Origin of the sequence: Marinifilum flexuosum, from assembly GCF_003610555.1 — a bacterium.
Lineage (GTDB): Bacteria > Bacteroidota > Bacteroidia > Bacteroidales > Marinifilaceae > Marinifilum > Marinifilum flexuosum.
The window spans coordinates 1,037,066-1,063,334 of sequence record NZ_RAPQ01000008.1 but is presented as its reverse complement, the minus strand read 5'-3'; the positions used below and the strand labels follow the sequence as shown (position 1 = coordinate 1,063,334).

At 36.6% G+C, this 26,269-nt stretch carries 21 protein-coding genes; 13 read left to right on the top strand and 8 right to left on the bottom strand.

Annotated elements, in window-relative coordinates:
* Positions 1–93: 93 nt before the first annotated feature.
* The 4 genes from BXY64_RS04600 to BXY64_RS04585 all read left to right on the top strand — a co-directional run bounded on the left by BXY64_RS04600 (position 94) and on the right by BXY64_RS04585 (position 7,434).
* On the top strand, positions 94–1,878 hold the full coding sequence (locus tag BXY64_RS04600) for an AMP-dependent synthetase/ligase (RefSeq protein ID WP_120238754.1): 1,785 nt from the start codon (positions 94–96) through the stop codon (positions 1,876–1,878).
* Positions 1,879–1,912: 34 nt separating this feature from the next.
* Entirely contained in the window at positions 1,913–4,312 is a 2,400-nt protein-coding gene (locus BXY64_RS04595) for a 3-hydroxyacyl-CoA dehydrogenase/enoyl-CoA hydratase family protein (RefSeq protein WP_120238753.1), read from the top strand.
* Between the two features lie 47 nt (positions 4,313–4,359).
* On the top strand, positions 4,360–5,544 hold the full coding sequence (locus BXY64_RS04590) for an acetyl-CoA C-acyltransferase (protein ID WP_120238752.1): 1,185 nt from the start codon (positions 4,360–4,362) through the stop codon (positions 5,542–5,544).
* Between the two features lie 105 nt (positions 5,545–5,649).
* Positions 5,650–7,434, top strand: coding sequence for an acyl-CoA dehydrogenase family protein (locus BXY64_RS04585; RefSeq protein WP_120238751.1), 1,785 nt, complete (start codon positions 5,650–5,652; stop codon positions 7,432–7,434).
* Positions 7,435–7,659: 225 nt separating this feature from the next.
* Here the strand turns inward: BXY64_RS04585 and BXY64_RS04580 are convergent, their stop codons facing one another.
* Positions 7,660–8,418 carry a hypothetical protein gene (locus BXY64_RS04580; protein ID WP_120238750.1) on the bottom strand — a complete coding sequence of 253 codons (759 nt, stop codon included), beginning with the start codon at positions 8,416–8,418 and terminating at the stop codon, positions 7,660–7,662.
* A 742-nt stretch (positions 8,419–9,160) separates the two neighbouring features.
* Complete coding sequence (locus BXY64_RS04570; RefSeq protein ID WP_120238748.1) at positions 9,161–9,532, bottom strand: hypothetical protein; 372 nt, start codon at positions 9,530–9,532, stop codon at positions 9,161–9,163.
* 273 nt (positions 9,533–9,805) lie between these two features.
* Here BXY64_RS04570 and BXY64_RS04565 point away from each other — a divergent pair, with 273 nt between their 5' ends.
* Positions 9,806–10,369, top strand: coding sequence for an RNA polymerase sigma factor (locus BXY64_RS04565; RefSeq protein ID WP_120238747.1), 564 nt, complete (start codon positions 9,806–9,808; stop codon positions 10,367–10,369).
* 5 nt (positions 10,370–10,374) lie between these two features.
* Complete coding sequence (locus tag BXY64_RS04560) at positions 10,375–10,749, top strand: hypothetical protein (RefSeq protein ID WP_147375893.1); 375 nt, start codon at positions 10,375–10,377, stop codon at positions 10,747–10,749.
* A gap of 114 nt (positions 10,750–10,863) precedes the next feature.
* On the opposite strand, the gene BXY64_RS04555 is transcribed toward BXY64_RS04560, so the two are convergent.
* Both BXY64_RS04555 and BXY64_RS04550 read right to left on the bottom strand, forming a co-directional pair.
* Positions 10,864–11,211: a hypothetical protein gene (locus tag BXY64_RS04555; RefSeq protein ID WP_120238745.1), complete on the bottom strand. Its 348-nt coding sequence runs from the start codon at positions 11,209–11,211 to the stop codon at positions 10,864–10,866.
* A gap of 190 nt (positions 11,212–11,401) precedes the next feature.
* Positions 11,402–14,692 (bottom strand): WD40/YVTN/BNR-like repeat-containing protein, encoded by a 3,291-nt coding sequence (locus BXY64_RS04550; protein WP_120238744.1) that lies wholly within the window; start codon positions 14,690–14,692, stop codon positions 11,402–11,404.
* Between the two features lie 291 nt (positions 14,693–14,983).
* Between BXY64_RS04550 and BXY64_RS04545 the strand changes: the two genes are divergently transcribed.
* On the top strand, positions 14,984–15,433 hold the full coding sequence (locus BXY64_RS04545) for a hypothetical protein (RefSeq protein WP_211334402.1): 450 nt from the start codon (positions 14,984–14,986) through the stop codon (positions 15,431–15,433).
* Between the two features lie 61 nt (positions 15,434–15,494).
* Here the strand turns inward: BXY64_RS04545 and BXY64_RS04540 are convergent, their stop codons facing one another.
* The gene (locus BXY64_RS04540; protein ID WP_120238743.1) at positions 15,495–16,430 is read right to left on the bottom strand and encodes a glucosaminidase domain-containing protein; all 936 of its coding nucleotides are present in this window, start codon (positions 16,428–16,430) and stop codon (positions 15,495–15,497) included.
* 258 nt (positions 16,431–16,688) lie between these two features.
* Between BXY64_RS04540 and BXY64_RS04535 the strand changes: the two genes are divergently transcribed.
* Entirely contained in the window at positions 16,689–17,174 is a 486-nt protein-coding gene (locus tag BXY64_RS04535) for a cytidine deaminase (RefSeq protein WP_120238742.1), read from the top strand.
* Between the two features lie 36 nt (positions 17,175–17,210).
* On the opposite strand, the gene BXY64_RS04530 is transcribed toward BXY64_RS04535, so the two are convergent.
* Together BXY64_RS04530 and panB are read right to left on the bottom strand one after the other, a co-directional pair.
* Positions 17,211–17,924: an RluA family pseudouridine synthase gene (locus BXY64_RS04530; protein ID WP_245996591.1), complete on the bottom strand. Its 714-nt coding sequence runs from the start codon at positions 17,922–17,924 to the stop codon at positions 17,211–17,213.
* A gap of 52 nt (positions 17,925–17,976) precedes the next feature.
* Complete coding sequence (gene panB / locus BXY64_RS04525) at positions 17,977–18,795, bottom strand: 3-methyl-2-oxobutanoate hydroxymethyltransferase (RefSeq protein ID WP_120238740.1); 819 nt, start codon at positions 18,793–18,795, stop codon at positions 17,977–17,979.
* Between the two features lie 427 nt (positions 18,796–19,222).
* On the opposite strand from panB, the gene dnaK reads away from it, so the two are divergent.
* Positions 19,223–21,139, top strand: a complete 1,917-nt coding sequence (dnaK, locus tag BXY64_RS04520; protein WP_120238739.1) for a molecular chaperone DnaK — start codon at positions 19,223–19,225, stop codon at positions 21,137–21,139.
* Positions 21,140–21,229: 90 nt separating this feature from the next.
* Here dnaK and BXY64_RS04515 read toward each other — a convergent pair whose 3' ends face one another.
* A complete protein-coding gene (locus BXY64_RS04515; protein WP_120238738.1) occupies positions 21,230–21,976 on the bottom strand; it encodes a hypothetical protein in 747 nt (248 codons plus the stop codon).
* Positions 21,977–22,286: 310 nt separating this feature from the next.
* Here BXY64_RS04515 and BXY64_RS04510 point away from each other — a divergent pair, with 310 nt between their 5' ends.
* From BXY64_RS04510 to dacB, 4 genes are read left to right on the top strand one after another with little or no spacing between them, the layout of a single operon-like run.
* On the top strand, positions 22,287–23,096 hold the full coding sequence (locus BXY64_RS04510; protein WP_120238737.1) for a toxin-antitoxin system YwqK family antitoxin: 810 nt from the start codon (positions 22,287–22,289) through the stop codon (positions 23,094–23,096).
* A gap of 17 nt (positions 23,097–23,113) precedes the next feature.
* Entirely contained in the window at positions 23,114–24,505 is a 1,392-nt protein-coding gene (xseA, locus tag BXY64_RS04505; protein WP_120238736.1) for an exodeoxyribonuclease VII large subunit, read from the top strand.
* On the top strand, positions 24,506–24,706 hold the full coding sequence (gene xseB / locus BXY64_RS04500; RefSeq protein WP_120238735.1) for an exodeoxyribonuclease VII small subunit: 201 nt from the start codon (positions 24,506–24,508) through the stop codon (positions 24,704–24,706).
* Positions 24,699–26,123, top strand: a complete 1,425-nt coding sequence (gene dacB / locus BXY64_RS04495) for a D-alanyl-D-alanine carboxypeptidase/D-alanyl-D-alanine endopeptidase (RefSeq protein WP_120238734.1) — start codon at positions 24,699–24,701, stop codon at positions 26,121–26,123. The genes xseB and dacB overlap by 8 nt, the downstream gene beginning before the upstream one ends.
* The last annotated feature ends 146 nt before the right edge of the window (positions 26,124–26,269 follow it).

Here is a 26,269-nt window from a genome sequence, read left to right as displayed (position 1 = left end):
CCTCTAATTATTAGAGATTAAGTTCCTGCGCATCAAAATGCTTCGAACTCATTTTGAAATGCTGTAATGCCTTACATACTTAAACTTTAAATTATGGTTACGCGCATTTTCGACTTATTAGATGTTTATCGGGAAAATTATCCTGATAAAACAGATGCTTTCGCAAAGAAAGAAGATGGCAAATGGATTACCTATTCCACAGAACAATATTTGGAATATGCTGATTTAATCAGTTATGCCTTATTGGAAAGCGGACTAAAAAAAGGTGATCGAGTGATTACCATATCAAACAACAGGCCTGAATGGAATTTTGTTGATATGGCTTTGGCACAAATTGGAGTAATTCATGTGCCTTTGTATCCTACAATTAGTGCTAAAAGCTACGATTTTATTATTCGCCATTGTGAACCAAGCTTAATTTTCGTTTCCAGTGATGAATTGTACTACAAAATTGAACCACTCCTCAATGATCATCCATCTATTAAAGAAGTATACACTTTTGATAAAATAAAAGCTGTTGCACATTGGATTAGACTATTGGACATTGGAAAAGAGCTTGGCAACAAGCACCAGGTTACACTAGAATCCATCAAAAACGATATTGAACCTCAAGATGTGGTTACAATCATATATACATCGGGAACAACAGGCAACCCTAAAGGTGTAATGTTATCGCACAAAAACTTCACAAGTAATGTGCTGGCTTCGGCTGCACGTTTAATTTTAAATTCAAGCCACAAGTGTTTGAGTTTTTTACCAATCAACCATGTTTATGAGCGAATGGTTAACTATCAGTATCAATACAAAGGAATTAGTATCTATTATGCTGAAAGTATGGAAACCATTGGCGATAATTTGCGAGAAATTAAACCTCATGGGTTTGCCACCGTTCCCCGATTACTGGAAAAAGTATATGACAAGATCATGGCGAAGGGAAAAAGTTTGCCTGCCATAAAGAAATCTTTGTTCTTATGGGCTGTTAATCTTGGTCAAAAATATGAACTGAACAGAGCAAATGGCTGGTGGTATGAATTCAAATTGAAAATTGCCAGAAAGTTAATTTTTAGCAAATGGCAGGAAGCTCTTGGTGGTAACATCATGTTCATGTGTTCGGGCGGAGCTGCGCTTCAGGTTAGGTTAGAGCGTTTATTTTGGGCTGCTGGCATTCCTGTTCAGGAAGGATATGGATTAACGGAAACCTCTCCTATTATTGCGGCAAATCAAAACTCCTACCCAGATGTAAAGTTTGGAACCGTAGGTCCTGTTTTAGATGGTGTAGAGGTTAAAATTGCAGATGATGGAGAAATTCTGGCTAGAGGACCAAATATCATGCTGGGATATTACAAAAATCCAGAACTAACCAATGAAGTTATCGATAAAGATGGTTGGTTTCATACTGGTGATATTGGCTGTATGGTGGAAGATCGATTCCTCAAAATCACCGATCGAAAGAAGGAAATTTTTAAAACTTCAGGTGGTATTTATATCGCTCCGCAGGTAATTGAAAATAAACTGAAGGAATCTCCTTTTATCGACCAGGCAATTGTTATAGGTGAATTCAGACGCTTTCCTTCTGTATTAATTTCTCCGGATTTTGAATTCCTAAAAGAATACTGCAAAAGAAAGAAATTGGATTTTATTAGTCCGGGAGAGATTATTAAAAATGAGCGTATTCAAATACGAATCTGGAAAGAGGTTGAGAAAACCAATGTAAATCTCGATCGACCAAAGAAGATTAAAACCAGTCGACTGGTTTCAAATGTATGGACTCCTGAATCCGGAGAATTATCGCCAACCTTAAAACTCAAAAGAAAAGTTTTAAAAGACAAATACGACAATCTGATTCGAGATATATACGCCTACGAAGAAGAACTTTAAATAAGTATTCACACACACTATAACAAATAAAAATATGACTCGAAAAATTAGAAAAGTTGCAGTTTTGGGTGCAGGAGTCATGGGCGCTCAAATTGCATGTCATTTTGCCAATATAGGCATCGAGGTTTTATTATTGGATATGCCTGCAAAGGAACTTAACGAAAAAGAACAAAAGGCTGGTCTGTCTTCAGATCATCCCATAGTAAGAAACAGAATTGTAAACGATCTTTTTCTGAAAGCAACAAAACTAAAACCTGCTCCATTGTATTTAAAAGCTTATGCTAGCAGAATTACAACGGGTAATTTCGAAGATGACCTTCATAAAATCGCTGAATGCGACTGGATAATAGAAGTCATTATCGAAAATCTAAAAATCAAACAAGAACTCTATACCAAAATTGAAGAGCATCGGAAACCTGATTCCCTGATTACGACCAATACATCAGGCATTCCTATTCAGATGTTGATTCAAGGAAGGTCGGAAGATTTTGTAGCTCATTTTTGCGGCACTCATTTCTTCAATCCTCCGAGGTATTTGAAATTGTTAGAAATTATTCCTTCCCCTAAAACAAATCAGGAAGTATTGGATTTTTTGACTGATTTTGGAGAAAGGTTTTTAGGCAAATCGGTAGTAAGTTGTAAGGATACTCCTGCATTTATTGCCAACCGAGTTGGTGTTTATTCGATGATGTCGGTTTTTCACCTGATTGATGAATTTGGATTTTCGGTTGAAGAAATCGATAAACTTACAGGACCAATCATTGGAAGACCCAAATCTGCTACCTTCCGTACTTGCGATGTTGTTGGTTTGGATACTTTGGTATTTGTTGCACAAAACCTTCAGAAAGCACTGCAAGATGATGAAGCCAAAGATGTTTTCCAGATTCCGGAGTTTATTCAACACATGATGGGCAACCAATGGTTGGGATCAAAAACCGGACAGGGATTTTATAAAAAGATAAAGACGGAAGGCAAAAGTGAGATTTTAAGCTTGAATCTGGATAGTTTCGAGTATCAGGAAAAACAAAGGGTAAAGTTTGGTGAATTTGAAGCAGCCAAGGCTGTACCTCATCTTAATGATCGTTTTAAAGTTCTCCTAAAAGGAAACAGCAAGGTAAATCAATTCTATCAGAAGCTATTCTTCGGTTTATTTGCCTACGTTTCGAACCGAATGCCTGAGATTACTGATGATCTCTACAAAATTGATGAAGCCATCTGTTCGGGTTTTGCCTGGGAAATGGGTCCATTCGAGATTTGGGAAAGCTTAGGTGTAAAAAAGACTTTGGGCATGATGGAAGCTATGGGATATAAGGCCGCCAATTGGGTGTACAATATGGTTCAGGAAGACCTAAGTTTCTACCAATTGAAAGACGGCTTAAAACAGTACTATGATGTAAATTCGAATGCTCACCAAACCATTCCTGGAACCGAAAATCTGGTTCTTCTAAATAATATTCGCTCTTCTAAAACCATTTGGAGTAACGAAGGTGCAAGTATCATCGACCTTGGAGATGGTATTATCAACCTTGAGTTCCACACCAAGATGAATACCATTGGCAGTGAAATCATACAAGGTATTAATAAAGCCATTGAGTTGGCCGAAAGCGATTATCAAGCTTTGGTCATCTCGAACGAAGGGGAAAACTTCTCGGCTGGAGCCAATATTGGATTGGTATTTATGCTGGCCATTGAGCAGGAGTTTGAAGAATTAGACATGGTTGTTCGCACTTTCCAAAATACCATGCTGAAGTTAAAGTATGCTTCGGTTCCGGTAATTGCCGCACCACATGGCATGACTCTGGGAGGAGGATGTGAACTGTGTATGCATACCGACAAAGTAATTGCTCATGCCGAGACCTACATGGGATTGGTTGAATTGGGTGTTGGCGTAATTCCGGCTGGTGGAGGAACCAAAGAATTTGCTTACCGATTGTCCAAAGAGATTGCTCAGGATGATATCCGAACCAACCGTTTCCGAGATAAATTCTTAAGTATCGGTCAAGCAAAGGTATCAATGTCGGCTTACGAAGCATTCGACCTGGGATATCTCCGAAAGGATGTGGATGAAGTAATCATTAGCAAAAAACACCAATTAAGCTATGCTAAAAAGGCTGCCTTATTGATGCTTGAAAAAGGCTACACTCCTCCTCTTCCAACCAAAGACATTACTGTACTGGGAAGTGAAGGATTGGCTTTGGTTTATTCGGGTGCAGATGGAATGGAAGTAGGAAATTTCATCTCGGAATACGACAAGCACTTGTCCGTAGAGCTTGGGAAAGTACTAAGTGGTGGCGAATTGAGCGAACCTGCCCAAGTATCGGAAAAATATTTACTCGATCTGGAAAGAATTGCTTTCGTACGACTTTGCCAGCAAAAGAAAACAATGGAACGCATGCAAAGCCTACTACAAAAAGGAAAAATCCTTCGAAACTAATAATTGGTGATTGATAACTGTTTACTGATAACTGATAATTGACAAATATGAACGCATATATAGTAGCCGCATATAGAACCGCCATAGGCAAAGCAAAAAAGGGAAAGCTTCGCCTCATCAGGCCTGATGATATGGCCGCAAGGGTGGTAAAACACATTATGGAGAAAACCCCAAGTCTTGATCCTTTACTAGTTGACGATGTGATTGTAGGAAATGCAACGCCCGAAGCTGAACAAGGATTGAATATCGGAAGAATGATCTCCTTAATGGGTTTGGATAATATACAGGTTCCGGGAATGACCGTGAATCGTTACTGCTCATCTGGCCTGGAAACCATAGCCATTGCCGCATCGAAAATTGAAGCTGGCTTGGCAGATTGTATTCTTGCAGGTGGTGTGGAGATGATGTCGCTCATGCCAATGGGTGGCTGGCGATTGGTTCCCAACCTGGGAATAGCCAAATCGAATCCCGATTACTACTGGAACATGGGAATTACAGCAGAAGCCTTGCAGAAAAAGTACAAAATATCAAGAGAAGATCAGGATGAATTTGCATTTCACTCACACAGGAAGGCTCTAGAGGCATTAGCTGCGAACCGTTTTGTAGATGAAATTGTTCCTATTACAGTATCGGAGACTTTTGTGAACAGCCAAGAGAAAGCTGAAACCAAAGAACACATTGTTGCCACTGATGAAGGGCCAAGAGCTGATACCAGCATAGAAGGATTATCGAAATTAAGACCAGTGTTCGATCAACGTGGTACTGTTACGGCTGGAAATTCTTCACAAACATCCGATGGAGCAGCATTTGTTTTGGTGGTATCGGAAAAGATGTTGAAACAATTAAACGTGCAGCCAATTGCTCGCTTTGTTTCTTATGCTGTAGCTGGTGTTGAGCCAAAACACATGGGAATTGGACCTGTTGAAGCCATTCCTAAAGTTTTAAAACGATCAGGAATAAACATGAACCAAATAGAGCAAATCGAATTGAACGAAGCTTTCGCAGTTCAGGCCTTATCAGTAATGAGAGAACTGGACATGAATCCTGATATCACCAATGTAAATGGTGGAGCCATTGCTTTGGGACACCCATTGGGATGTACAGGAACAAAACTTTCGGTTCAACTCTTGCACGAAATGAAGAAAAGAAATCAAAAATATGGCATGGTTACCATGTGCGTAGGATCGGGGCAAGGTGCTGCTGGTATTTTTGAACTAATGAATAATGGTTAATAATTAAGGTTTAATTATAAGTGATTCTAAATGCCAATCATTAGACAATAATCATTAAACACTAGACAATTATCATTGATCTCTAATCATTAAACATTAACAAACATGGAAAAGATTAAAACAGTAAAAGGCGGACAGTTTCTGGTGAAAGAAACGATGCCACAAGATATTTTTATTCCGGAAGAGATATCGGAAGAACAAAAAATGATCATGGATACCTGCAGAGATTTCCAGGAGAAAGAAATATTTCCAATGCAGGACAGAATTGATGAACAGGAAGAAGGTTTAATGACCGATTTACTAGACAAAGCAGGTGAATTGGGTCTACTTGGCATTGCAATTCCCGAAGAGTATGGCGGATTTGGCCAGGATATGAATACATCCATGCTGAGCACCGAGGTAATGGGCACTTACAGCTCGTTTGCGGTAGCCTATGCGGCTCATGTGGGAATTGGAACGCTTCCTATCCTCTACTATGGAACGCAAGAGCAAAAAGAAAAGTATTTGCCTATGCTTGCCAGTGGCGAATACAAAGGAGCTTATTGTTTGACGGAGCCAGGATCTGGATCGGATGCCAATTCGGGAAAGAGTAAGGTAAAACTTTCTGATGATGGTTCGAAATACATTTTGAACGGACAAAAAATGTGGATTACCAATGGTGGGTTTGCTGACATTTACACCGTTTTTGCCAAGATTGATGATGATAAGAACTTAAGTGCTTTCATTATAGAAAAAAGCTTTCCAGGAATTAGTTTAGGACAGGAAGAAAAGAAAATGGGTATCAAAGGGTCTTCAACCTGCATGATGTTCTTTGAAGATTGTGAAATTCCTGTTGAAAACCTTTTGGGAGAAAGAGGTGAAGGCTTTAAGATTGCCTTGAATATCCTAAACAATGGAAGGATTAAATTGGCTGCTGCCGTTTTAGGAGCTGGAAAAAAGGTTATCTCCAATTCCATTAACTATGCCAATGAACGTATTCAGTTTGGTACCGAGATTGCTAATTTTGGAGCGATTCAGTACAAAATCGCCGAGCAGGCTACTCGAACCTATGCTATAGAGTCAGCAATTTACCGCTGTAGTAACGATATTCAGAACACCAAGCATCATTTAATTGAAGAAGGAATGAGTAAGGAGCAAGCATCTGTACAGGCACAGAAGGAATTTGCTGCAGAAGCTGCCATTCTGAAAGTTGCTGCATCCGAAGTTTTGGATTATGTGGTGGACGAGGGCGTACAGATTTATGGTGGTATGGGATACTCTGCCGAAGCTCCAATGGAACGTGCTTATCGCGATGCTCGTATCAATCGTATTTTTGAGGGAACCAACGAAATCAACCGCATGTTGGTGGTAGATTACCTTTTGCGCAAGGCCTTCAAGAACGAACTGCCATTGTTGGCCGCTTCACAAGCAGTTGCCAAAGAGTTAATGTCGATTCCTGATTTTGGAGAAGAAGATACCAGCCTATTGGCTGCTGAAAGCAAATTGGTAGAGGGATTTAAAAAGTGTGCTTTACTGATAGCTGGTGCTGCTGCTCAGAAGTTCATGCAAAAGCTAAGTAAGGAGCAGGAAATCCTAATGAACATCTCAGATATCATTACGGATTGTTATCAGGCTGAATCGTTATTGCTACGCGTTAAAAAGTTGGTAGAAACTAAAGGAGAAGAAGCCTGTAAGGAACAAATTGCCATATGTAAGGTCTTCTTTTACGATGCTGCCGATCGCATTCACAAAAATGCCAAAGATGCTACCAATAGCATTTCATCGGGCGACGAATTGCGCATGATGCTTTTAGGCTTGAAACGCTTTACCAAGCATAGCGGACTAAACAGCAAAGAAGAACGCCGAATGATTGCCAAGAAATTAATCGAGGAGAATAAATATTGTTTTTAGTTAAAGATTGGCTTAGTATGCGAAGCGCCTCCTGTTGTGGGAGGCGCTTTTTTTGATGCAATTCTTTAAGAAAATTCAACGGTTGGCTAGATGAAGCGATTGGCGATTTAACGAAACCATACCACCAAAACTCTTGGAGCCAAATCAAAGATTTGGCGGTGTTTGATTACCCAACCTATCTTCCTTGTTCACGAACGCCAAATGCTTTATACTAGCGTGCTAGGCTTAGTTTTTCATTCTAATATCAAGTTCAAGTTTTTTATATCCCTTTTTAAAATTATTTATATATCTAATAATTTCATATAGTCTTACATATTTGTCCTTTACAGTTCCTTCGTATTCCACATTTCCAGTGTGTTCAGAAATAATCTTTTTTATTTCATCTTTCATTTTGCCATCACCCAAAGATTGTGTTTTGTCTTTTAATATTCCATTTTTAGGATAATATTCTTCAATATACTTAATGAAATCAATTAGTAATTTAGATAGTTCATTGTGATAAGATAAATCAACTTGATATAAAGCTGTTTTAATAGTTTGAGCTAAGTGGTCGAGTTTGTCAAAATATACTTCAATCTTACTTACAAATATACCTTCAAATATCAATGAATTACTGCTTTCAAATAACTCACATAAATCTGCAAATAAGAAATTATCGTCTAGTGTTTTATTCGTCATAAGGTGTTTTTTGTCCGAAGGTGTTGCAATATCAAAGGCTGCTCTATTATAATTTTCCAATGAAATATTAATCATTTCGATAGCTCTGATAGCACTTTTGTTAATGAGAATTTCATGTTCTTTCTTCCTACTATTACTCAAAATAATTTCAATTAAAACTATAGTCACCAGAATTCCAATAGTTTCTGTAAAAGTACCTCTAATGTAATCTTGAAATAATGAGCAGTCTGGGATGTAATAATCTGCAATCCCTAATAGACTTAATACAAGGAGTAAAATCAAAGAGATTTTTAGTAATGTGTTCATTTATATAAATTAATTAGAGTCATATTCTTTGTGCATAGTTACCCAATTAAGCCTAACTTATTTATAAGCTTAAAAAAGCTATGCTTATTTTTCTTTTATTCCCTACTCTTATCAGCTTACATGTCCAATCTGCTTGTATAAACTGATAATTTTAGATGTCTTAGGCATGTGAATTTAAACAATAATCCTAAAAATAAATATCTTATGCTAAGATATTTTGGCAACAGTATTCAACTGTTCTCTTTTTGCCTTGCTTCCTTCTATAAAATTGCAGCATTTTCAGCTCTTTGCCTATGCACCATCTGTTTGAGTAAGCAAATTCATTAAACAAATTAGTCAAATTGCCTTGCGAGTTGATATTCTACCCATGCAAGTAAGTATTTTTGCCATCTGAGTTATTAACTTTCCTATCCGAGTTAGTATTTATCCCTTCTTGTTCAACTCAGAAGGGTATTTGGCTTACTCAGATGCCAATATTGGTAACTCCGATGGGTATTTCAACTACTCATACGGGTTAATTGATAACTCAGAAGGGTATTGGGACTACTCAGATGGGTTTTTAAGCTACTCAGATGGGGTAATTGTTAACTCAGAAGGTATATTTTGCTACTCGGATGCTATTTTATTAACTCGGATCGGTAAATACTGGGCTACAGCGGTTTTTATTTTACTAAATGTTACAAACAAAACAAGGCTGCCCAAAATGAATTGAACAGCCTCGCTTTATTGGGATATTTATTTTCTATTCTTTTGCCTTGTTACTCATGATCACATAGTACAACAAGAAACCAATAGAAGTAAATACAAAGAAAATTCCGAAAGGCATTGCACTTCTGTAGCTTTTAAACTCAGGATAATAAGCTCCCAGAATTTCAAGAACAACAAAACCTAGTCCACCAAAAAATGCTACCAATCCCCACTTCAATGCAGGATACTGATCGTATTGCACTTGCTTTTTTACTTCCACTTCTGTGTTTTGATCTAAAATCTCTGCACGGTCTAAATGACCGGTTTTAATAATTTTTCTTTTCAGAAAATGCGATGACATGATTTGTACAAATTTTATAATACTATAAAATATCACCGCTGCCATTAATAATTCTCCAATATGCATAATTTTAAATTTTAAGTTTTTCAATCTATTTTGCCTAGTAGACCATGGTGGTTTAAAAAAGGTTGCAGCTTGATGGATTTTTTTTATTTTTTTCACCTCATCCCCTGGCCCCTTCTCCTTGAGGAGAAGAGGAATTCTGCAAACATTAATCTATTGCCTTAATTGAAAATTTGTTCTCTTCTCCTTCAGGAGAAGGATAGGATGAGGTAAAGCAAAAAATATTTAAATTTTCTGCAACCTATTTCTTACCTTGCTTGTCTACTGCAACAGAAGATGAAGGAAACAGAGCTGATAAATCAGATAAATAACGGCAATCCACAGGCCTTTCGGTTTTTGGTAAAGCAATACGAGCGCCTTGTATTTCACGTGGCAGCACGTTTGCTAAATCAGCAGGAAGATTTGGAGGATGTCTGTCAGGAAGTATTTATTAAGGTGCATCAGAAGCTGCCTGAATTTCGAGGAGATTCAAAACTTTCAACATGGATTGCAACCATTGCTTATCGGGTTACCATTAATCATTTGAAAAAAAGAAAGCCCGATACTGATATTGATGACAATGAACGTGAATTTTTACATTCGGACATGATAACTGAGGAACACCCTCAAAAAATTGCAGAATCGAATGAATTAAAATTCCACCTTCGAAAAATGATTGATGAATTGCCCACACAGTACAAAACTGTTTTAAGTTTGTACCACCTTGAGGAGATGGGATACAAAGAGATCGTTGAAATAACAGGTTTGCCTGTTGGAACGGTTAAGAATTACATTTTCAGGGCAAGGAAAATGCTGAAAGAATTAATAGAGAAAAGTGAGTTGGTACAAATTAAATACTAATGGATATGCATAGCTACAGAGGAAAACATACTGAGGACGAATTCCAAAATGTGGATCAATTGCTGAAAGAAATTTTAGAAGATGATTTCGAGCTAAATATTCCAATTGATTTTGCCGATAATGTGGTGGAAAAAGTGGAGAAGAGAAAATCAATTAGAGAAGCCTTGTTGCGCCACCTGATGATGTCGCTAGGCCTATTTGTAATTATGGCTTTTACTGTTGCATTCTTGTTCTATTTTGAACTGAAAGAGGCAAACATTCTTCTTGATTTCGTAATTCAATTTAAATATCCAATTGCCTTTGTACTATTTATTATTACAGCCATTCAACTGGCCGATTCTTTCCTTTTAAGCAGAACCAAAGATCAGTTGGGGGAATGATTTTAAATTTTATATAGCATTAAATAATATAGTAAAGGCAATGTCTTGTCTCTACTCCAAATAACAAAGGGATAAGCCGCAATTGACTTATCCCTTTTTATATTTCATTCATTTTTATTTCTCTTTAGAATCATTTAGGTGAGCAGGTTGCTTTTCCTCTTCCTCCTTGGAGTATGGTGCATCTGTTCCTACAATTTTCATGTTTCGATAATCATCAGGATTTAAATACACTCCGGTGCGTGTTACATTTTCGATATTTGCATAACTGTAGGTAAGCACTACCATTTCGTTATTTTCCAAATCGATAACGGTTTGCATTAAAGAATTTTCGGTTCCCGATTGAGAAATAAAAAGTGCATTTTTCGGAACATTTACATTGGCAGGTGGAGTAACAATGGTTTGTGTCATCTGGCAGGATGCCAATAGTACAACACCAAGACAATAAAAGATTGCTTTTTTCATGATTCAACTTTATTGATTACAGATTAGTTTATAATTTTTTAGAATTGATGTTACCACCAAAACAATGCCAAAAATTACACCTATTAATCTGATTTTGCACAAAAAAATATGCTATAAAAAGAGACAAGGCAATGCCTTGTCTCTAATCAAGAACAACTGTTTTTCAATTGTTACAATCTCTTTTCGACTTTTACTCTACTGTGTAAGTTGGAATTCGACCCGGTGTCCAGGGAGCACCTTGTTTTTCCAATTCTGCTTCCACCCACTTCATATCTCCAGCCAATTTCTGTAAGCTCTTCAATGCAGCCGGGAACTCCTCTTTCAATATCTCGAACTGATCTTTCTGAGTTTGGGTAACTCCTGAAGTACTTGCCCAATGCGACCAAACAATATTATTGATTCTATTTGAAATTGGAATCTGAGCCGGTGGTATTTCTTCCCAACTTGCTCTTGCCGGTACTCCTTCAAACAAGAATTCAATTTCGTTTAACTCAATTGATAATTCCTCAACTTTTTCTGATACATTGGCTGGAATTCCCGGAGTTTGTACCAAAGCTGTTTTAATGGCAGCTATTTTGGCTTTAAAAGCTTCTACTACTTGCATGCTACCCTGAATCGCCTTTGACATACGTGCTACTTTTTGCTGGAATTTTACCAATTCTTTTCGGTTTTCGGCAGGTAATGTTCTGTTGTTTAGAGTAACTGTTTTAAATTGCATGCCTTCTGCCAACATTTCGTATTTGCCATTTGCTACCATTCCCATTTCAATCTGATAGTCACCAGGCATAACGAACATTCCCGATCTACCTTTTTTAGTAGGCTTAAACTCCTTATTCTTCACAGGTGAAACTGATGGGAATTTTAAATCCCAATTCACACGATTAATACCTTTTTTAGCACTTGTTGCTATCTTTCGGATCTCTTCTCCATCCACATCCTTAATGGTGAACAAAAGGTAAGGTGCAACTTCTTTCTTCTCATCTTCCAGCTCTTTCCAGCTTGGCTGAGGAATAAATTCACCATTCTTAAACAAGTCCTTCTCTATCTTCTGACGGGCTTGCTTTGCCGTTTTTGGCACTTCCTTTAAATAGTAAGTAAATGTAGCACCAAAGGCAGGGTTAGGAGCTGTAAAATAGGTATGTCCCATACTTCCTTTTCCACCTTTCTGAATGTACATTAAAGCATCTTTTACAGGGAACAATTCAGCCTTTTTCTCTACCATTTCTGGATTTACTGATCGTAATGGAGAGTAATCATCCAGAATAAAGAATCCACGTCCAAAACTTGCCGCAACCAAATCGCACTCGCGTTCCTGGATGGTTAAATCGCGCACAGCAATGGTAGGAATACCAGACTTCAATTGTACCCAATTTGTTCCATTATTCTTTGTAAAGAAGATTCCGAACTCGGTTCCTACAAATAGTAAACTTGGATCTTTAAAATCTTGCTCGATGGTATGAACCGTTCCATTCTTTGGCAAATTACCAGCAATATTGGTCCAGGTTTTTCCCTTATCAGCACTCTTCAAAATGTATGGCTTAAAATCATCTCTCTTTCTGTTATCAAAAGAAGCATAAACAACATTCTCATCATGTTTTGATGGCATGATATCACTAACATAGGTGTATTGAGGAATTCCCGGGAATGTAGCATATTTCATCCATGTATTTCCACCTTGTTCACTTACCTGAATTAATCCATCGTCGGTTCCTGCATACAACAAGTTCTCATTCTTTGGAGATTCTGCCATAGAAACAATGGTACCAAACTGCGAAGTAGAAACATGCTTCTTCACTGCATCAGCACTCCAATATTTGCCCATCACCTTAAACGAATCACGGTCTTTGCCTGTAGTTAAGTCTTCACTAATTACCTCCCATGAATTTCCACGATCATCGCTGCGGAATACTTTATTGGCTGCAACATACAAACGAGTATGTTTGTGAGCCGACAAAATCATAGGAGCATTCCAATTCCACTTGTAGGCCAATTCGCCTTTTCTTTCGCGAGGTTTAATATTGATTTTTTCTCCGCTTTGTTTATCGTATCGATATGAATTTCCATACTGATATTCGCAATACACAATATTTGGATCTTTTGGATCAATCTGCGCCCAAAAACCATCACCACCTAGAATTGGTTCCCACTCATCATTGGTTACACCTCTGCGGCTAATATTTTGAGACGGCCCTCCAAGTGTATTATTGTCTTGAGTTCCTCCATAAACATTGTAGAATGGTAGTGCATTATCTACTTGAACTCTGTAAAACTGTGTTACCGATAGATTAGATTTGAATACATAGGTCTCTCCTGCATCGAAACTTTCATAAATACCACCATCACCACCAATCATTATGTGATTGGTATCTGTCGGATCAATCCAAAGTGCATGATCATCAACATGGCGATTTTTCAATCCAAAGCGTTTCCAGGTTTTCCCTCCATCTTCTGTAAAATGACTAAAGGTTTCAACTGAATATACTTTATCAACATCAACAGGATCGCAATAAATTTCATTGTAATATTGTCCACTGCTCACATGATCGCTCATTTTAGACCATGATTCTCCTCTATCGGTAGAACGATAGAAACCACTGCCCATAGCAGCTTCAATTATGGCATAAACATAGTTGTGATTTACCGGAGACACGGCAATGCCCATTCCTCCAATATGTCCTGAAGGTAATCCAGACTTCAGTTTACGCCAATTTTCTCCACCATCCGTTGATTTATAGATGGCTGATTCTGGTCCGCCATTAATTTTTGCATGTACATGTCGACGTCGCTGTTCCGAAGTTGCATACATGATATCAGGATCAACCTGATCGATAATTACATTGTTCACACCTGTGTTTTCGCTGATATTAAGAACTTTTTTCCAGTTTTTACCACCATCGCTTGTCTTGTACAAACCACGATCACCTCCTGGTCCCCAAACCGAACCTTCGGCAGCAACAAATACAACATCAGAATTGCGAGGATCGATTACGATGCCACCAATATGGCGAGATTCTTTTAAACCAATGTTTTTCCAGCTCTTACCGCCATCCATGGTTTTATATACACCATCACCATAGCCCAATGCTCGCTGGTGATTGTTCTCACCAGTACCAGCCCAAACCACATTGCTGTTGTTCGGATCCATTGTGACCACTCCAATTGAGTAAGATCCATACTTATCGAAAACTGGTTTCCATGTGGTACCATTGTTTATGGTTTTAAAAATATTACCACTCGAAACTGCCACATAGTACTCACTATGATTATTCGGATTAACTGCAAAATCAGAAATTCGTCCTGAAGTGGTAGCAGGACCTATCCCTCTAAATTTTAATCCGCTAACTAAACTTGAATTGATTAAAGAATCTTTTGCAGGTTCTTTTGTCTTTTTCTTTGCCAAAACAGAATGCGCAGGTAGAATAAGGCCTGTTAATGCCAAAACTACAAACATCCGTCTTAGGCCGCTTGTAAAAGTATTCATATGATTGGTTTTAGGATGAGTTGAAGTGCATTTTTGGTTGAAGGTAGACACTACAACTTGTGTGTTTTATTATAACTGTTGAATTTATATGATTCTCTGATTATTTCCTAACCAAAACTCATTAATCTAATTCTCCAACTACCTCTTTACTTTGAAATAAGGATACCCTTCCCCACATCTGCTCTCCAACATATATTAGAAATAGAAAAAAATATACATTTAAGACTTATAAGTCTTTTATTTCTAATGACAGTAATATTGGACTATTGTATTAACTAAATTAAGATGATCATGAATATAAAATTTAAAGAACTGGATCGTAAAATTGCCAAGTACATGCAAAGATTATCTATACCTGCCATTCGCATATCATTTGCTGTGATTTTCATTTGGTTTGGTATACTAAAGCCAATTGGTCTATCAGCTGCGATACCTTTGGTAAAATCAACCGTTAGCTGGATGCCATTATTCGCTGCTGAAACCTGGGTTGATATTATTGGATGGTGGGAAGTGTTAATTGGGATTTTCTTCTTGTTTAAAAAAAGCACACGCATCGCTATTGGCTTATTATTCCTTCAAATGACAGGAACGTTTATGCCCTTGTTTATACTTCCTGAAGTTACTTTTCAAGGAGGAAACATTTTACTTCCAACTCTCGAAGGCCAATATGTCATCAAAAACATCATGATTATATCGGCTGCACTAACTATTGGTGGTAGTTTGATCTATTCGAAAAAATAAGTGTACTAAAAAATCCGGTTCTCAGGAACCGGATTTTACACCTATTGAATTTCAATATTAACTATCTTTTCTTTTTGCGTAACCAAATACGCTCACCTGTCTGAACTTTGTAATTTTTCTTCACTCCATTGTACTTGCAAAGTCTCTTCAATTTCACACCATACTGCTGCGAAATACCATACAATGATTCACCTTCTTTTACACGGTGGAAATTATAGCCGCGGGCAGCTTTATTTCGCTTGTTATGCAGATATAATCTCTGATCAATCTGTAAAATGTAGTTTTTAGGAAGATCATTATAACGAAGTAACTTTTTACGTTCTACTCCCAAGTTCTTCTCAATACTATAGAAAGTATCACCTTTTTTGGTTACGATATAATGAATACCATTGGCCTCTTCCAATCGGGCTCCAAATGGATCAATACTTAAATCACCATCTATATCTGCCAATTCAGTATCATCAGGTTTGCTTACAACAAAATCTTTACCTGCTCCTTTTCTATCTAATTTATACAAATGTTCAGCTTCAATAATACTAATCAACTTGTGGGCATATTTTGGGTCTGTGGCATAACCTGCTTTTTTTAATCCATGCGCCCAACGTTTGTAATCATCCGATCGGTACTTGAATAAAAAAGCATATCGCGAACGTGTTGTCAGGAATTTTGAATGATCCTTATACGACTCATATGGGTTAGTATATTTTCTGAAGCACTCATTTTTTTTGTCATCATCGAATTTCATACTCGGCCCAACCCAATCGTGACATTTGATTCCAAAATGGTTATTGGCCTTGCGCGCCAAAAGAGAATTACCATTTTGTGACTCTAATACTCCCTGAGCCATTGTGATACTGGCTGGAATACCAGTGCGTTCCATTTCTCGAATCGCTAAATCTTTATATTTTTGAATGTATTCTTTTCTGGTATAATTTTTTGCAAACACACTTGAGCATGTGACAATTACAAGTAGTGTGTATAAGATAATTTTCTTCATAAAAATCTAAAGTAAAAGCGATAATAAATGAGAAATCAAAATTTATGTATATCTTCGTTCCGATTTCAAAAACAACCATAAAAATATAACAATCCTGTTATCCATTGATATTTCTGTATCAATTTTTATTCACAAGATATTCCGTTGATAAGCTAACGATGATGTTTTAGTAAATATTATCGAAACTATTGTATATTTATGAGTACGAGTAGTTAGTATATAACCAATTACTTAATACTGCTTACTAATGGCTATAAAATGAAGAAAACACAAATTATAACAACAGTTTACGAATACGATTCGATAGACGAACTTTCGAAAGAAGATCAAGCATTGGTTAATCAGGCCAAAGATGCGGCTCATCGCTCTTATGCTCCATATTCTAAATTTAATGTTGGTGCAGCTTTGTTACTGGAGAATGGTGAGATGGTTCAAGGTAATAATCAGGAAAACTCTGCTTATCCATCGGGCTTATGTGCAGAACGTGTAGCGGTTTTTTATGCTAATGCCAAATACCCAGATGTGCCCGTTAAAGCAATCGCCATTACTTCAAGAACAAATGGCAGCTTTCTGGAAACTCCCGTACCTCCTTGTGGCTCTTGCCGACAAGTTCTACTGGAAACTGAAGACAGGTACAACCAGCCAATTAGAGTAATTCTTTGTGGTGAAAACAAAATTCGAATCGTGGAAAGCATTAAGCAATTGTTGCCGCTTTTCTTTGATAAGGATATGTTGAATGAATAAAAAAACGGAAGCCAATGGCTTCCGTTTTTTTATTATTTATTCTGCTAATTTTTGCAATTCCTTCCACAAATTATCGTCTTGTGGAACTGGAGCTTTAATTCTAATTGGCTCTTGCTTTACTGGATGCATAAAACCAATTTCTCTGGCATGAAGGCCAATTCCTCCTCCATTTTTAGAACGAGGAGCTCCATATTTTAAATCGCCACGAATTGGCATGCCAACTTTCGAAAGTTGTGCTCTAATTTGATGATGGCGACCTGTATGAAGCTTCACCTCCAACAAGAAATATTTCTGAGAACGAGTCAACAGTTTGTACTCAAGAATTGCTTCTTTCGCACCTTTCTTCTCTTTATCGAATGCATTTGTACGATTCTTCTCTTGGTTTCGCAACAAATAATGCTTTAAAGTTTCCTCTTCCACTCTCGGACAATTTTGAACTATTGCCCAATAAATCTTATCAATCTGATCAGCCTTTTGCTGAAACATTTTATTCAAACGTGTTAAGGCTTTGCTGGTTTTTGCAAAAATAACAACACCACTAACAGGTCTGTCAATTCTATGAGGTACGCCAAGGTAAACATCTCCTGGTTTGTCGTATTTTCTTTTGATATATTTCTTAACCTTCTCGCTCAAAGGTTCATCTCCAGTCTGATCTCCTTGCACAATATCACCACATCGCTTGTTTATTGCAATAATGTGATTGTCCTCATATAATACTTCTAGTCTTTCTCTTGCCATTCTTTTAGTCATTGGTAACTAGTCAATAATTGACTTGTTGACTTTAAACTTTTTACTTTGAACTTTAATATTGTTCTCTTTCATTAGGGAAATCCTTGGATTTTACATCTCCAATATAGGTTTCAACTGCTCCCTTAATTTCTGCAAACAAGTTGTGGTATCTTCTTAAGAAACGTGGAGAAAATTCTTGAGTAATTCCCAACATGTCATGAATCACCAACACCTGTCCATCAACACCATTACCTGCACCAATACCTATGATAGGAATTGAAACACTTTCTGCAACTTTCTTAGCCAATCCGGCTGGAATTTTCTCCAATACGATTGCAAAACATCCCGCCTCTTCTAGCAGTTTGGCATCTTCAAGTAATTTTTCTGCTTCTTCCTCTTCTTTGGCACGTACAGCATATGTACCAAACTTATGAATTGATTGTGGTGTTAATCCCAAATGCCCCATTACTGGAATACCAGCTGATAGAATTCGGTTAACTGATTCCAATACCTCACTACCACCTTCCAGTTTGACAGCATCTGCACTAGCCTCTTTCATAATGCGAATAGAAGAATTCAATGCTTCTTTCGAATTTCCCTGATAAGTACCAAAAGGCAAATCAACTACAACCAAAGCTCTTTGTACAGCACGAACAACCGACGCACCATGATAAATCATCTGATCTAAAGTAATAGGCAGTGTGGTTTCATGTCCTGCCATAACATTAGATGCCGAATCGCCAACTAATATTACATCTATACCTGCTCTATCAACAATAGTAGCCATAGAGTAGTCGTAAGAAGTTAGCATGGAGATTTTTTCTCCCTTCAATTTCATTTCTGAGAGTACATGTGTTGTCACTCTCTTTACCGATTCTTTATGAATTGACATGATCTTATTTTTTTGGACAATAGATAAGTAAGGTGCAATTATCCTAACTCTGTTTTAGTTTTATACCATCAATATTTTTTCAATGGTACAAGACTGCAAAGTTATAAAAAAGCTTAAAGTATCAAGCTAAAAGGAAAAAGTTAATGAAGAGTTGCTTTAATGAGATATTAAGTGAGTGCTTAAATGAATAAAAAGCTGAATGAATATTCCAGTAGTAATTCATCATTTATAATTAATCATTAGAGATTCTGTCTTTCTGTCAGTAAAACTGTCATGATTTTAGCGGATAATTTTACAATCTGTGCCAGTTTTACATTCGAAACTACAATTTTCGGAATGGCACAGGCTTTGATTATTCCCTGTCGGATTAAAAAAATGATCCGCGAGTGTATTAGAAAAAAATAAGAACATTAAATAAATACTTAAAATGGGTAAAATTATTGGAATCGACTTAGGAACTACCAACTCTTGTGTATCTGTAATGGAAGGTAACGAGCCTGTAGTAATTCCTAACAGTGAAGGAAAAAGAACTACTCCGTCTATTGTAGCGTTTGTAGAAAATGGTGAAAGAAAAGTAGGTGATCCTGCAAAACGTCAGGCAATCACAAACCCAACTAAAACAATTTTCTCCATCAAGAGATTTATGGGTGAAACTTACGACAAAGTAGGTAAAGAAATCGGACGTGTTCCTTACAAAATTTTAAAAGGTGAAAACAACACTCCACGTGTTGAAATTGACGATAGAAAATATTCTCCACAAGAAATTTCAGCAATGACTCTTCAAAAAATGAAGAAAACTGCTGAAGATTATCTTGGACAAGAAGTAACTGAAGCTGTAATTACAGTTCCTGCTTACTTTAACGATGCACAACGTCAGGCAACTAAAGAAGCTGGTGAAATTGCAGGTTTAACTGTTAAACGTATTATCAACGAGCCAACAGCTGCATCTTTGGCATATGGTCTTGACAAGAAAGATCAGGATATGAAAATTGCGGTATTTGACCTTGGTGGTGGTACTTTCGATATTTCAGTCCTTGAATTAGGTGATGGTGTATTCGAAGTAAAATCAACTAATGGTGATACTCACCTTGGTGGTGATGATTTCGATCAGGTAATTATCGACTGGTTGGCTGATGAATTCAACAAAGAAGAAGGAATCGACTTACGTCAGGATCCTATGGCTCTTCAGCGTTTAAAAGAAGCTGCTGAGAAAGCTAAAGTTGAATTGTCTAGCTCAACTAGCACTGAAATCAACTTGCCATACATTATGCCAGTTAACGGTATTCCAAAGCACTTGGTTAAAACTCTTTCTCGTGCACAATTCGAGCAATTGGCTGACAGCCTGATTCAGGCAGTAATTGAGCCATGTAGAGCTGCATTGAACGATGCTGGTGTAACTGCTTCAGAAATTGACGAAGTAATCTTGGTAGGTGGTTCTACTCGTATCCCAGCTATCCAAAATAAAGTACAAGAATTCTTCGGTAAAGCTCCATCAAAAGGTGTAAACCCTGACGAAGTAGTAGCTGTAGGAGCTGCAATTCAAGGTGGTGTATTAACTGGTGAAGTAAAAGACGTTCTTCTTTTGGATGTTACTCCTCTTTCATTAGGTATTGAAACTATGGGTGGTGTAATGACTAAATTGATTGAAGCAAACACTACAATCCCAACTAAGAAAACTGAAACATTTACAACAGCTGCCGACAACCAGCCTTCTGTAGAAATTCACATTCTTCAAGGTGAGAGACCAATGGCGCAAGGAAACAAAACAATTGGTCGTTTCCACCTGGATAGCATTCCTCCAGCACCACGTGGTATTCCGCAAATCGAAGTTACTTTCGATATTGATGCAAATGGTATCTTGAATGTATCTGCTAAAGATAAAGGAACAGGTAAAGAGCAAAATATTCGTATCGAAGCATCTTCAGGATTATCTGACGCTGAAATCGAAAGAATGCGTGAAGAAGCTAAGGCTAACGAAGAAGCTGATAACAAGGCAAAAGAAAAAATCGATACTTTGAACAAGGCTGACGGTATGATTTTCCAGACTGAAAAGCAGTTGAAAGAAATCGGCGATAAGTTGCCAGCTGACAAAAAGCAGCCAATCGAAGATGCATTGAACAAGTTAAAAGAAGCGCACAAAGCTCAGGATGTTGATGCTTGTAACGCTGCTATTGAGGAATTAAACAATGTATTCCAAGCTGCATCTCAAGAGATGTACAACGCACAACAACAGCAAGGTGGCCAACCGGGTCCTGATGCTGGTGCACAAGCTGGAGGTCAAGCTGGAGGCCAAACAAAATCAGATGATGAAGTAACTGATGTTGACTTTGAAGAAGTAAAATAATTTGACTTCAGATATATATAAAATGGCGATCGAAATTCGATCGCCATTTTTATGCTTGGTATTATTATAAGTTCAAAACTAACAGTTAAACTAAACTACTTTATCTGGCACTGAGTGCATCCAGAAAGTCTTTACTTTCATCTTGATATAGTTGAGTTCATACTCAACACACTTCATAGGATCATCCTTTCGATATAGACTTTGTCCAATCTCCATTACATCCTGCATGGTTGCCCAAAGATGATTTAAACAACGGAAAACTTCCTCCTTCAGCAATCCACGTGAATTAAGCAAACGATTGAGTTCTATACGATCTAGCTTCAGAACCTGATAGATTGATTGAATTCCATCTATTATGGATTGAGCAACATCTTCGTTTTGAGTTGGCACATTTGCCTCAAGTTGTTGTAAAAGATTTGGCACAATCGATAAGATTGAGCTCAAATTCTTTTTCTCAATAATTTCTACAATATAATCGAACTGTTTTATTCTTGATATTGGAAAATAATCCTGTGCCTCTAAAATTAAAGTATTCAAACTTTCTATTTTTCTGAATACGCCTATCCTGATATTCTGAATTTTCACCCCTTCAGGCCCACAACATACGATATCTTTTGCTTTTCTGATTTGCTCAGCAAAGCGTGCTTTAAACACATCATCAAATACAGGATAAACTCTTTGAAAGTCCTCAATATCTCTAGAGAAACTGTCGGAGATGAATTTTGCCGCAATTGGCATTTCATCGAAATTAAAAGGAAAATCCATTGTCTCCATACCACCAATTTTGTTAGTTATGCTTTTGTTATTATTTCCATCTTTTTTGATTCCATTATACATTTGAGTTTTGTGAAATCAAATCCAAAAAACGCATTCTCTCACTTCAAATCAATTGTCTCATCACCACATTCAACAATACATAATTAGAGAATAATACATTTAATTTGATTCATAAAATACGAAATATCAATGCTATCCAAAAAATATTAGAAATGATGTACAACATATTTCTATTATTAATGATTCGAACCTATTGGTTTTTATGGGAAAAGCTCAAGTTTTTTTTATGGCTGTTATAGTTTTATTAGTTTTGTGTTAGCTTGATAATACGATAATAACAAAATTGCCAAGAAGATAAAAACTGAACAAAATGATAAAAAACTTATTCATTCTACTCTTATTAATAGCTCCAATATTTTCACCTGCTCAAGAAATCAACAAAACAGATAAAAATGGCTTAAAGCAAGGTGTTTGGATTAAGAAATATCCTAATGGTAAAATTAAATACAAAGGCAGTTTTCTTGATAACAAACCAAGTGGACGAATGGAACGCTTTCATACCAATGGCAACCTAAAAGCTATTTTAATTTTTTCAAAAGATGGGATTAAAGCAAAATCAGAACTTTACAATGAATCGGCTCAGCTAGTTGCCAAAGGGAATTTCATAAATTCACAAAAAGATAGCACCTGGAATTATTTCGATAAAAAAGGAAATATTCGTGCAATTGAAACATTCCAAAATGGCATTAAAAATGGCCCAAGTGAGTACCGTTTTAAAAATGGCAAAGTTTCAGAATCTATTCCTTTTGCTAAGGGAAAAAAACACGGTATTTGGAAACGCTTTTTTGAAAATGGTAAACCTTATATCGAAGCGATGTATGAAGAAGGTAAATTAAATGGTGGTTTTCAAGCTTTTTACCCAAATGGCATTATCCAGTTTGGAGGAGATTATCTCAACAATAAAAAAACTGGTAGTTGGAATCATTATTCTGAAAAAGGAGATTTGCTTTTTACCATTGAATACAAAAATGGTGTGGCTTTGAATCAAGATGAGCTCGATAATGAACAAATGAAAAAACTGGAGCAAATGGAAGCTCAAAAGGAGAAACTAATCAAAAGTGATCCTGAAAATTACGTAAATGATCCTGATTCATTCTTACGCTCTCAAATGAGACGATAAACTTTACGAAGGAGACTATGGCAAACAAAGGAATAAGCTTATTTCAATTAAATAATCGGATTAAAGGAGTTTTAAAAAACTCTTTTGATTCTGATTTGTGGATTGTAGCTGAAATTAGCGAAGTCCGCTACAATCAGAATGGCCATTGTTATTTGGAGTTGGTCGAAAAGGATGATGATACAGATCAAATTATTGCCAAAGCCAGAGCAACCATTTGGGCCTATACTTTTAGAATGTTAAAACCTTATTTTGAAACCAGCACGGGTCAAAGATTTTCTGCAGGAATTAAGGTATTAATCAATGTCAGCATAGAATTCCAGGAAATTTATGGATATACCTTAAATATTAAAGATATCGATCCTAGTTATACGCTGGGAGATATTGCCAAACGAAGAAAAGAGATTCTGAACAGGCTAGAAGAAGAAGGAGTTTTGGAAATGAATAAAGAAATTGATTTCCCGGAAATTCCGAAGTGTATTGCGCTTATCTCATCTCCCACAGCAGCTGGTTACGAGGATTTCACAAATCAATTGGAAAACAATCCTTCCGGATACAAATTCCATTACAAGTTGTTTCCGGCTATTATGCAAGGGAATCAGGCCGAAGAATCAATTATTGCGGCACTCGATCGAATTAATGAGTATGAAGAAGTATTTGATGTTGTTGTCATTATTCGAGGAGGTGGTTCAACTGCCGATTTGAATTGTTTCGATAGTTACTGGCTGGCTTTTAATATTGCCCAGTTTCCGCTTCCTGTAATTTCAGGAATTGGGCATGAAAGGGATGAAACCATTGTTGATATTGTAGCCAATGTGCGTGTTAAAACACCAACCGCAGCTGCCGAATACCTGATTGACTCTTTTGATGAAAAACAATCTTATCATGAAAGTTTGCAGGAAGAATTTTACAACGGAATAAATGAAATACTGCTTGAGGCTTCGGAGAATTTGCATTATCTGTCGAACAAGTTTTCGCCACTGGTAAAAACCATTTTGGAACGAAAATCCAATCAGCTTTTACTTGCAAATGAAAAGTTAGTTCATTCGGCAAAACAAATAACAAAGTCGCACTCGTTTAACTTGAAGAACTTTAAAACCAAATTAAAATTAGGTCTAGAACATCGACTAAGTACTGAAAAGAGTCATACTGAACACCTGCATAGTAAAATTGGTATACGAGTTGGTCGACTGCTAGAAAATCAAAAGCATAAATTATCATTACACGAGCAAAGTGTAAAATATCTGAATCCTGAAAATATCCTACAAAAAGGATATACACTAACTTTAAAGGATGGGAAAATAGTGAAAGACATTTCATCATTATCTAAAAACGATGTAATTGAAACCAGATTTAAAGACGGTCTGGTTGAGAGTGAAATTCAAAAAGTAAATCCTAAAAAATACAAATAAATGGCTAAGAAAAAGATTAGTTACAGCGAAGCAATTGCAGAAATTGAAGAAACAATCATGCTGATTGAAAATGAAGAATTAGACGTTGATGATTTATCTGAAAAGGTGAAACGAGTTTCAGAATTACTGGTGATTTGTAAAGCAAAATTAAATAATACTGAAAAAGAAGTTGAAAAAATTTTAAAAGAGATTGATGAATAAAATTTTACTCCTTTTCGCATTCGTATTTTGGGGATTTTCGTGCACTTCTCAAAAAACTACAGATAATAAAATTCAACAATTTGTAGATAAATTTACTGCTGATTCCTGCTTTTATTCGGCTGGGGTTGCCATTATTATTAAAGATGTTGAAAAGGGTAAAATATTGGCTCAACACAACTCGAAAATGGCTTTAACACCAGCTTCGAGTCAAAAGTTAGTTACCACGGCCAGCGCATTGGAAATATTAGGTGGAGATTATCAATTTAAAACGCTTATCGTAACTGATGGGAATATTGAAAATGGAACCTTAAAAGGGAATCTGATTATTAAAGGAGGTGGTGATCCTACATTAGAATCGAAGTATTTTGAATCTCAGCAAAACATTGCCAGGCAAATTGTATTCAAACTAAAAGAATTAGATATCAATGTCATTGATGGTAATATTTTGGTAGACAATTCTTATTTCAAACCTTCCATTCCAAGAACCTGGATATGGGAAGATATTGGCAATTATTACGGAGCTGTTCCCAATGCCATAAACTACCGTGATAACATGTACACCTTGTTTTTTAAATCAGGGCAAACTGGCAGTAAAACTAAAATATGGAAAACGCTTCCTCACAATACGGGATTAAAATTCGACAATCAGGTGGTAAGCTCTGAAATCAATCGTGATTTGGCATATATTTTTGGTGGTAACACAAGTAATTTGAGAAGAATAGAAGGTAGCATACCTCAGAATCGAAATGAATTTAAAGTAAAAGGAGCTTTTCTTCATCCTGAATTGGCCTTACTTGAAGATCTTAAAGCAGAATTAAAGAATAACAACATTAAAGTTCTGAATCAAAAAGGCAAGTCAAAAACCAATCGTAAGGAGTTATTCAAAATTCTATCTCCCAAACTGAAAGATATCGTGTACTGGACCAATCAGAAAAGTGTAAATCTTTTTGCTGATCAGTTGCTTTTTGAAATCGGACAAAAACAAAACGAAAAAGCAGATTGGAGAACTGGAACAAAAACTATAAATGAATTTTGGAGAGAAAAAGGTATTGAAACCAAATATCAAAATTTACTTGATGGCAGTGGCTTATCGCATTTCAATGCAATTTCTGCTGAGTTTTTCAGCCAAATCCTAACTTCCATGTATCATAGCAATAATTACAATGCTTTCCTGTCTTCACTTCCTGTTGCCGGTAAATCAGGTACTTTAAAACATTTTGGAAAAAGCAGTGTTATTGCATCCAATTGGAAGGCAAAAACCGGATCGATGACAGGAGTAAGAACTTATTGTGGTTATTTAAAAAACTCTAAAGACAAAGATTACATTGTATGTATATTAATTAACAATCACCAATGCTCATCAAAGGAACTCAATAATAAACTGCTAAACCTTTTAATTCATATTTATAATTATTAAATTGAATTGGTTAACTATACAAATCAATTCAATTTTCTTATGAGAATTAGTATTAAGTCAATAGTACTTTTGCTGTTTATACTATGTAGTTTAAGTGCCTATTCATCCGCACACAAACACATATTAATTTTAAATTCATACCATAA

Coding starts and splice junctions, on each gene's coding strand:
- BXY64_RS04600 (WP_120238754.1), top strand. CDS start 94: ATGGTTACGCGCATTTTCGACTTATTAGATGTTTATCGGGAAAATTAT.
- BXY64_RS04595 (WP_120238753.1), top strand. CDS start 1,913: ATGACTCGAAAAATTAGAAAAGTTGCAGTTTTGGGTGCAGGAGTCATG.
- BXY64_RS04590 (WP_120238752.1), top strand. CDS start 4,360: ATGAACGCATATATAGTAGCCGCATATAGAACCGCCATAGGCAAAGCA.
- BXY64_RS04585 (WP_120238751.1), top strand. CDS start 5,650: ATGGAAAAGATTAAAACAGTAAAAGGCGGACAGTTTCTGGTGAAAGAA.
- BXY64_RS04580 (WP_120238750.1), bottom strand. CDS start 8,418: ATGAACACATTACTAAAAATCTCTTTGATTTTACTCCTTGTATTAAGT.
- BXY64_RS04570 (WP_120238748.1), bottom strand. CDS start 9,532: ATGCATATTGGAGAATTATTAATGGCAGCGGTGATATTTTATAGTATT.
- BXY64_RS04565 (WP_120238747.1), top strand. CDS start 9,806: ATGAAGGAAACAGAGCTGATAAATCAGATAAATAACGGCAATCCACAG.
- BXY64_RS04560 (WP_147375893.1), top strand. CDS start 10,375: ATGCATAGCTACAGAGGAAAACATACTGAGGACGAATTCCAAAATGTG.
- BXY64_RS04555 (WP_120238745.1), bottom strand. CDS start 11,211: ATGAAAAAAGCAATCTTTTATTGTCTTGGTGTTGTACTATTGGCATCC.
- BXY64_RS04550 (WP_120238744.1), bottom strand. CDS start 14,692: ATGAATACTTTTACAAGCGGCCTAAGACGGATGTTTGTAGTTTTGGCA.
- BXY64_RS04545 (WP_211334402.1), top strand. CDS start 14,984: ATGAATATAAAATTTAAAGAACTGGATCGTAAAATTGCCAAGTACATG.
- BXY64_RS04540 (WP_120238743.1), bottom strand. CDS start 16,430: ATGAAGAAAATTATCTTATACACACTACTTGTAATTGTCACATGCTCA.
- BXY64_RS04535 (WP_120238742.1), top strand. CDS start 16,689: ATGAAGAAAACACAAATTATAACAACAGTTTACGAATACGATTCGATA.
- BXY64_RS04530 (WP_245996591.1), bottom strand. CDS start 17,924: ATGACTAAAAGAATGGCAAGAGAAAGACTAGAAGTATTATATGAGGAC.
- panB (WP_120238740.1), bottom strand. CDS start 18,795: ATGTCAATTCATAAAGAATCGGTAAAGAGAGTGACAACACATGTACTC.
- dnaK (WP_120238739.1), top strand. CDS start 19,223: ATGGGTAAAATTATTGGAATCGACTTAGGAACTACCAACTCTTGTGTA.
- BXY64_RS04515 (WP_120238738.1), bottom strand. CDS start 21,976: ATGTATAATGGAATCAAAAAAGATGGAAATAATAACAAAAGCATAACT.
- BXY64_RS04510 (WP_120238737.1), top strand. CDS start 22,287: ATGATAAAAAACTTATTCATTCTACTCTTATTAATAGCTCCAATATTT.
- xseA (WP_120238736.1), top strand. CDS start 23,114: ATGGCAAACAAAGGAATAAGCTTATTTCAATTAAATAATCGGATTAAA.
- xseB (WP_120238735.1), top strand. CDS start 24,506: ATGGCTAAGAAAAAGATTAGTTACAGCGAAGCAATTGCAGAAATTGAA.
- dacB (WP_120238734.1), top strand. CDS start 24,699: ATGAATAAAATTTTACTCCTTTTCGCATTCGTATTTTGGGGATTTTCG.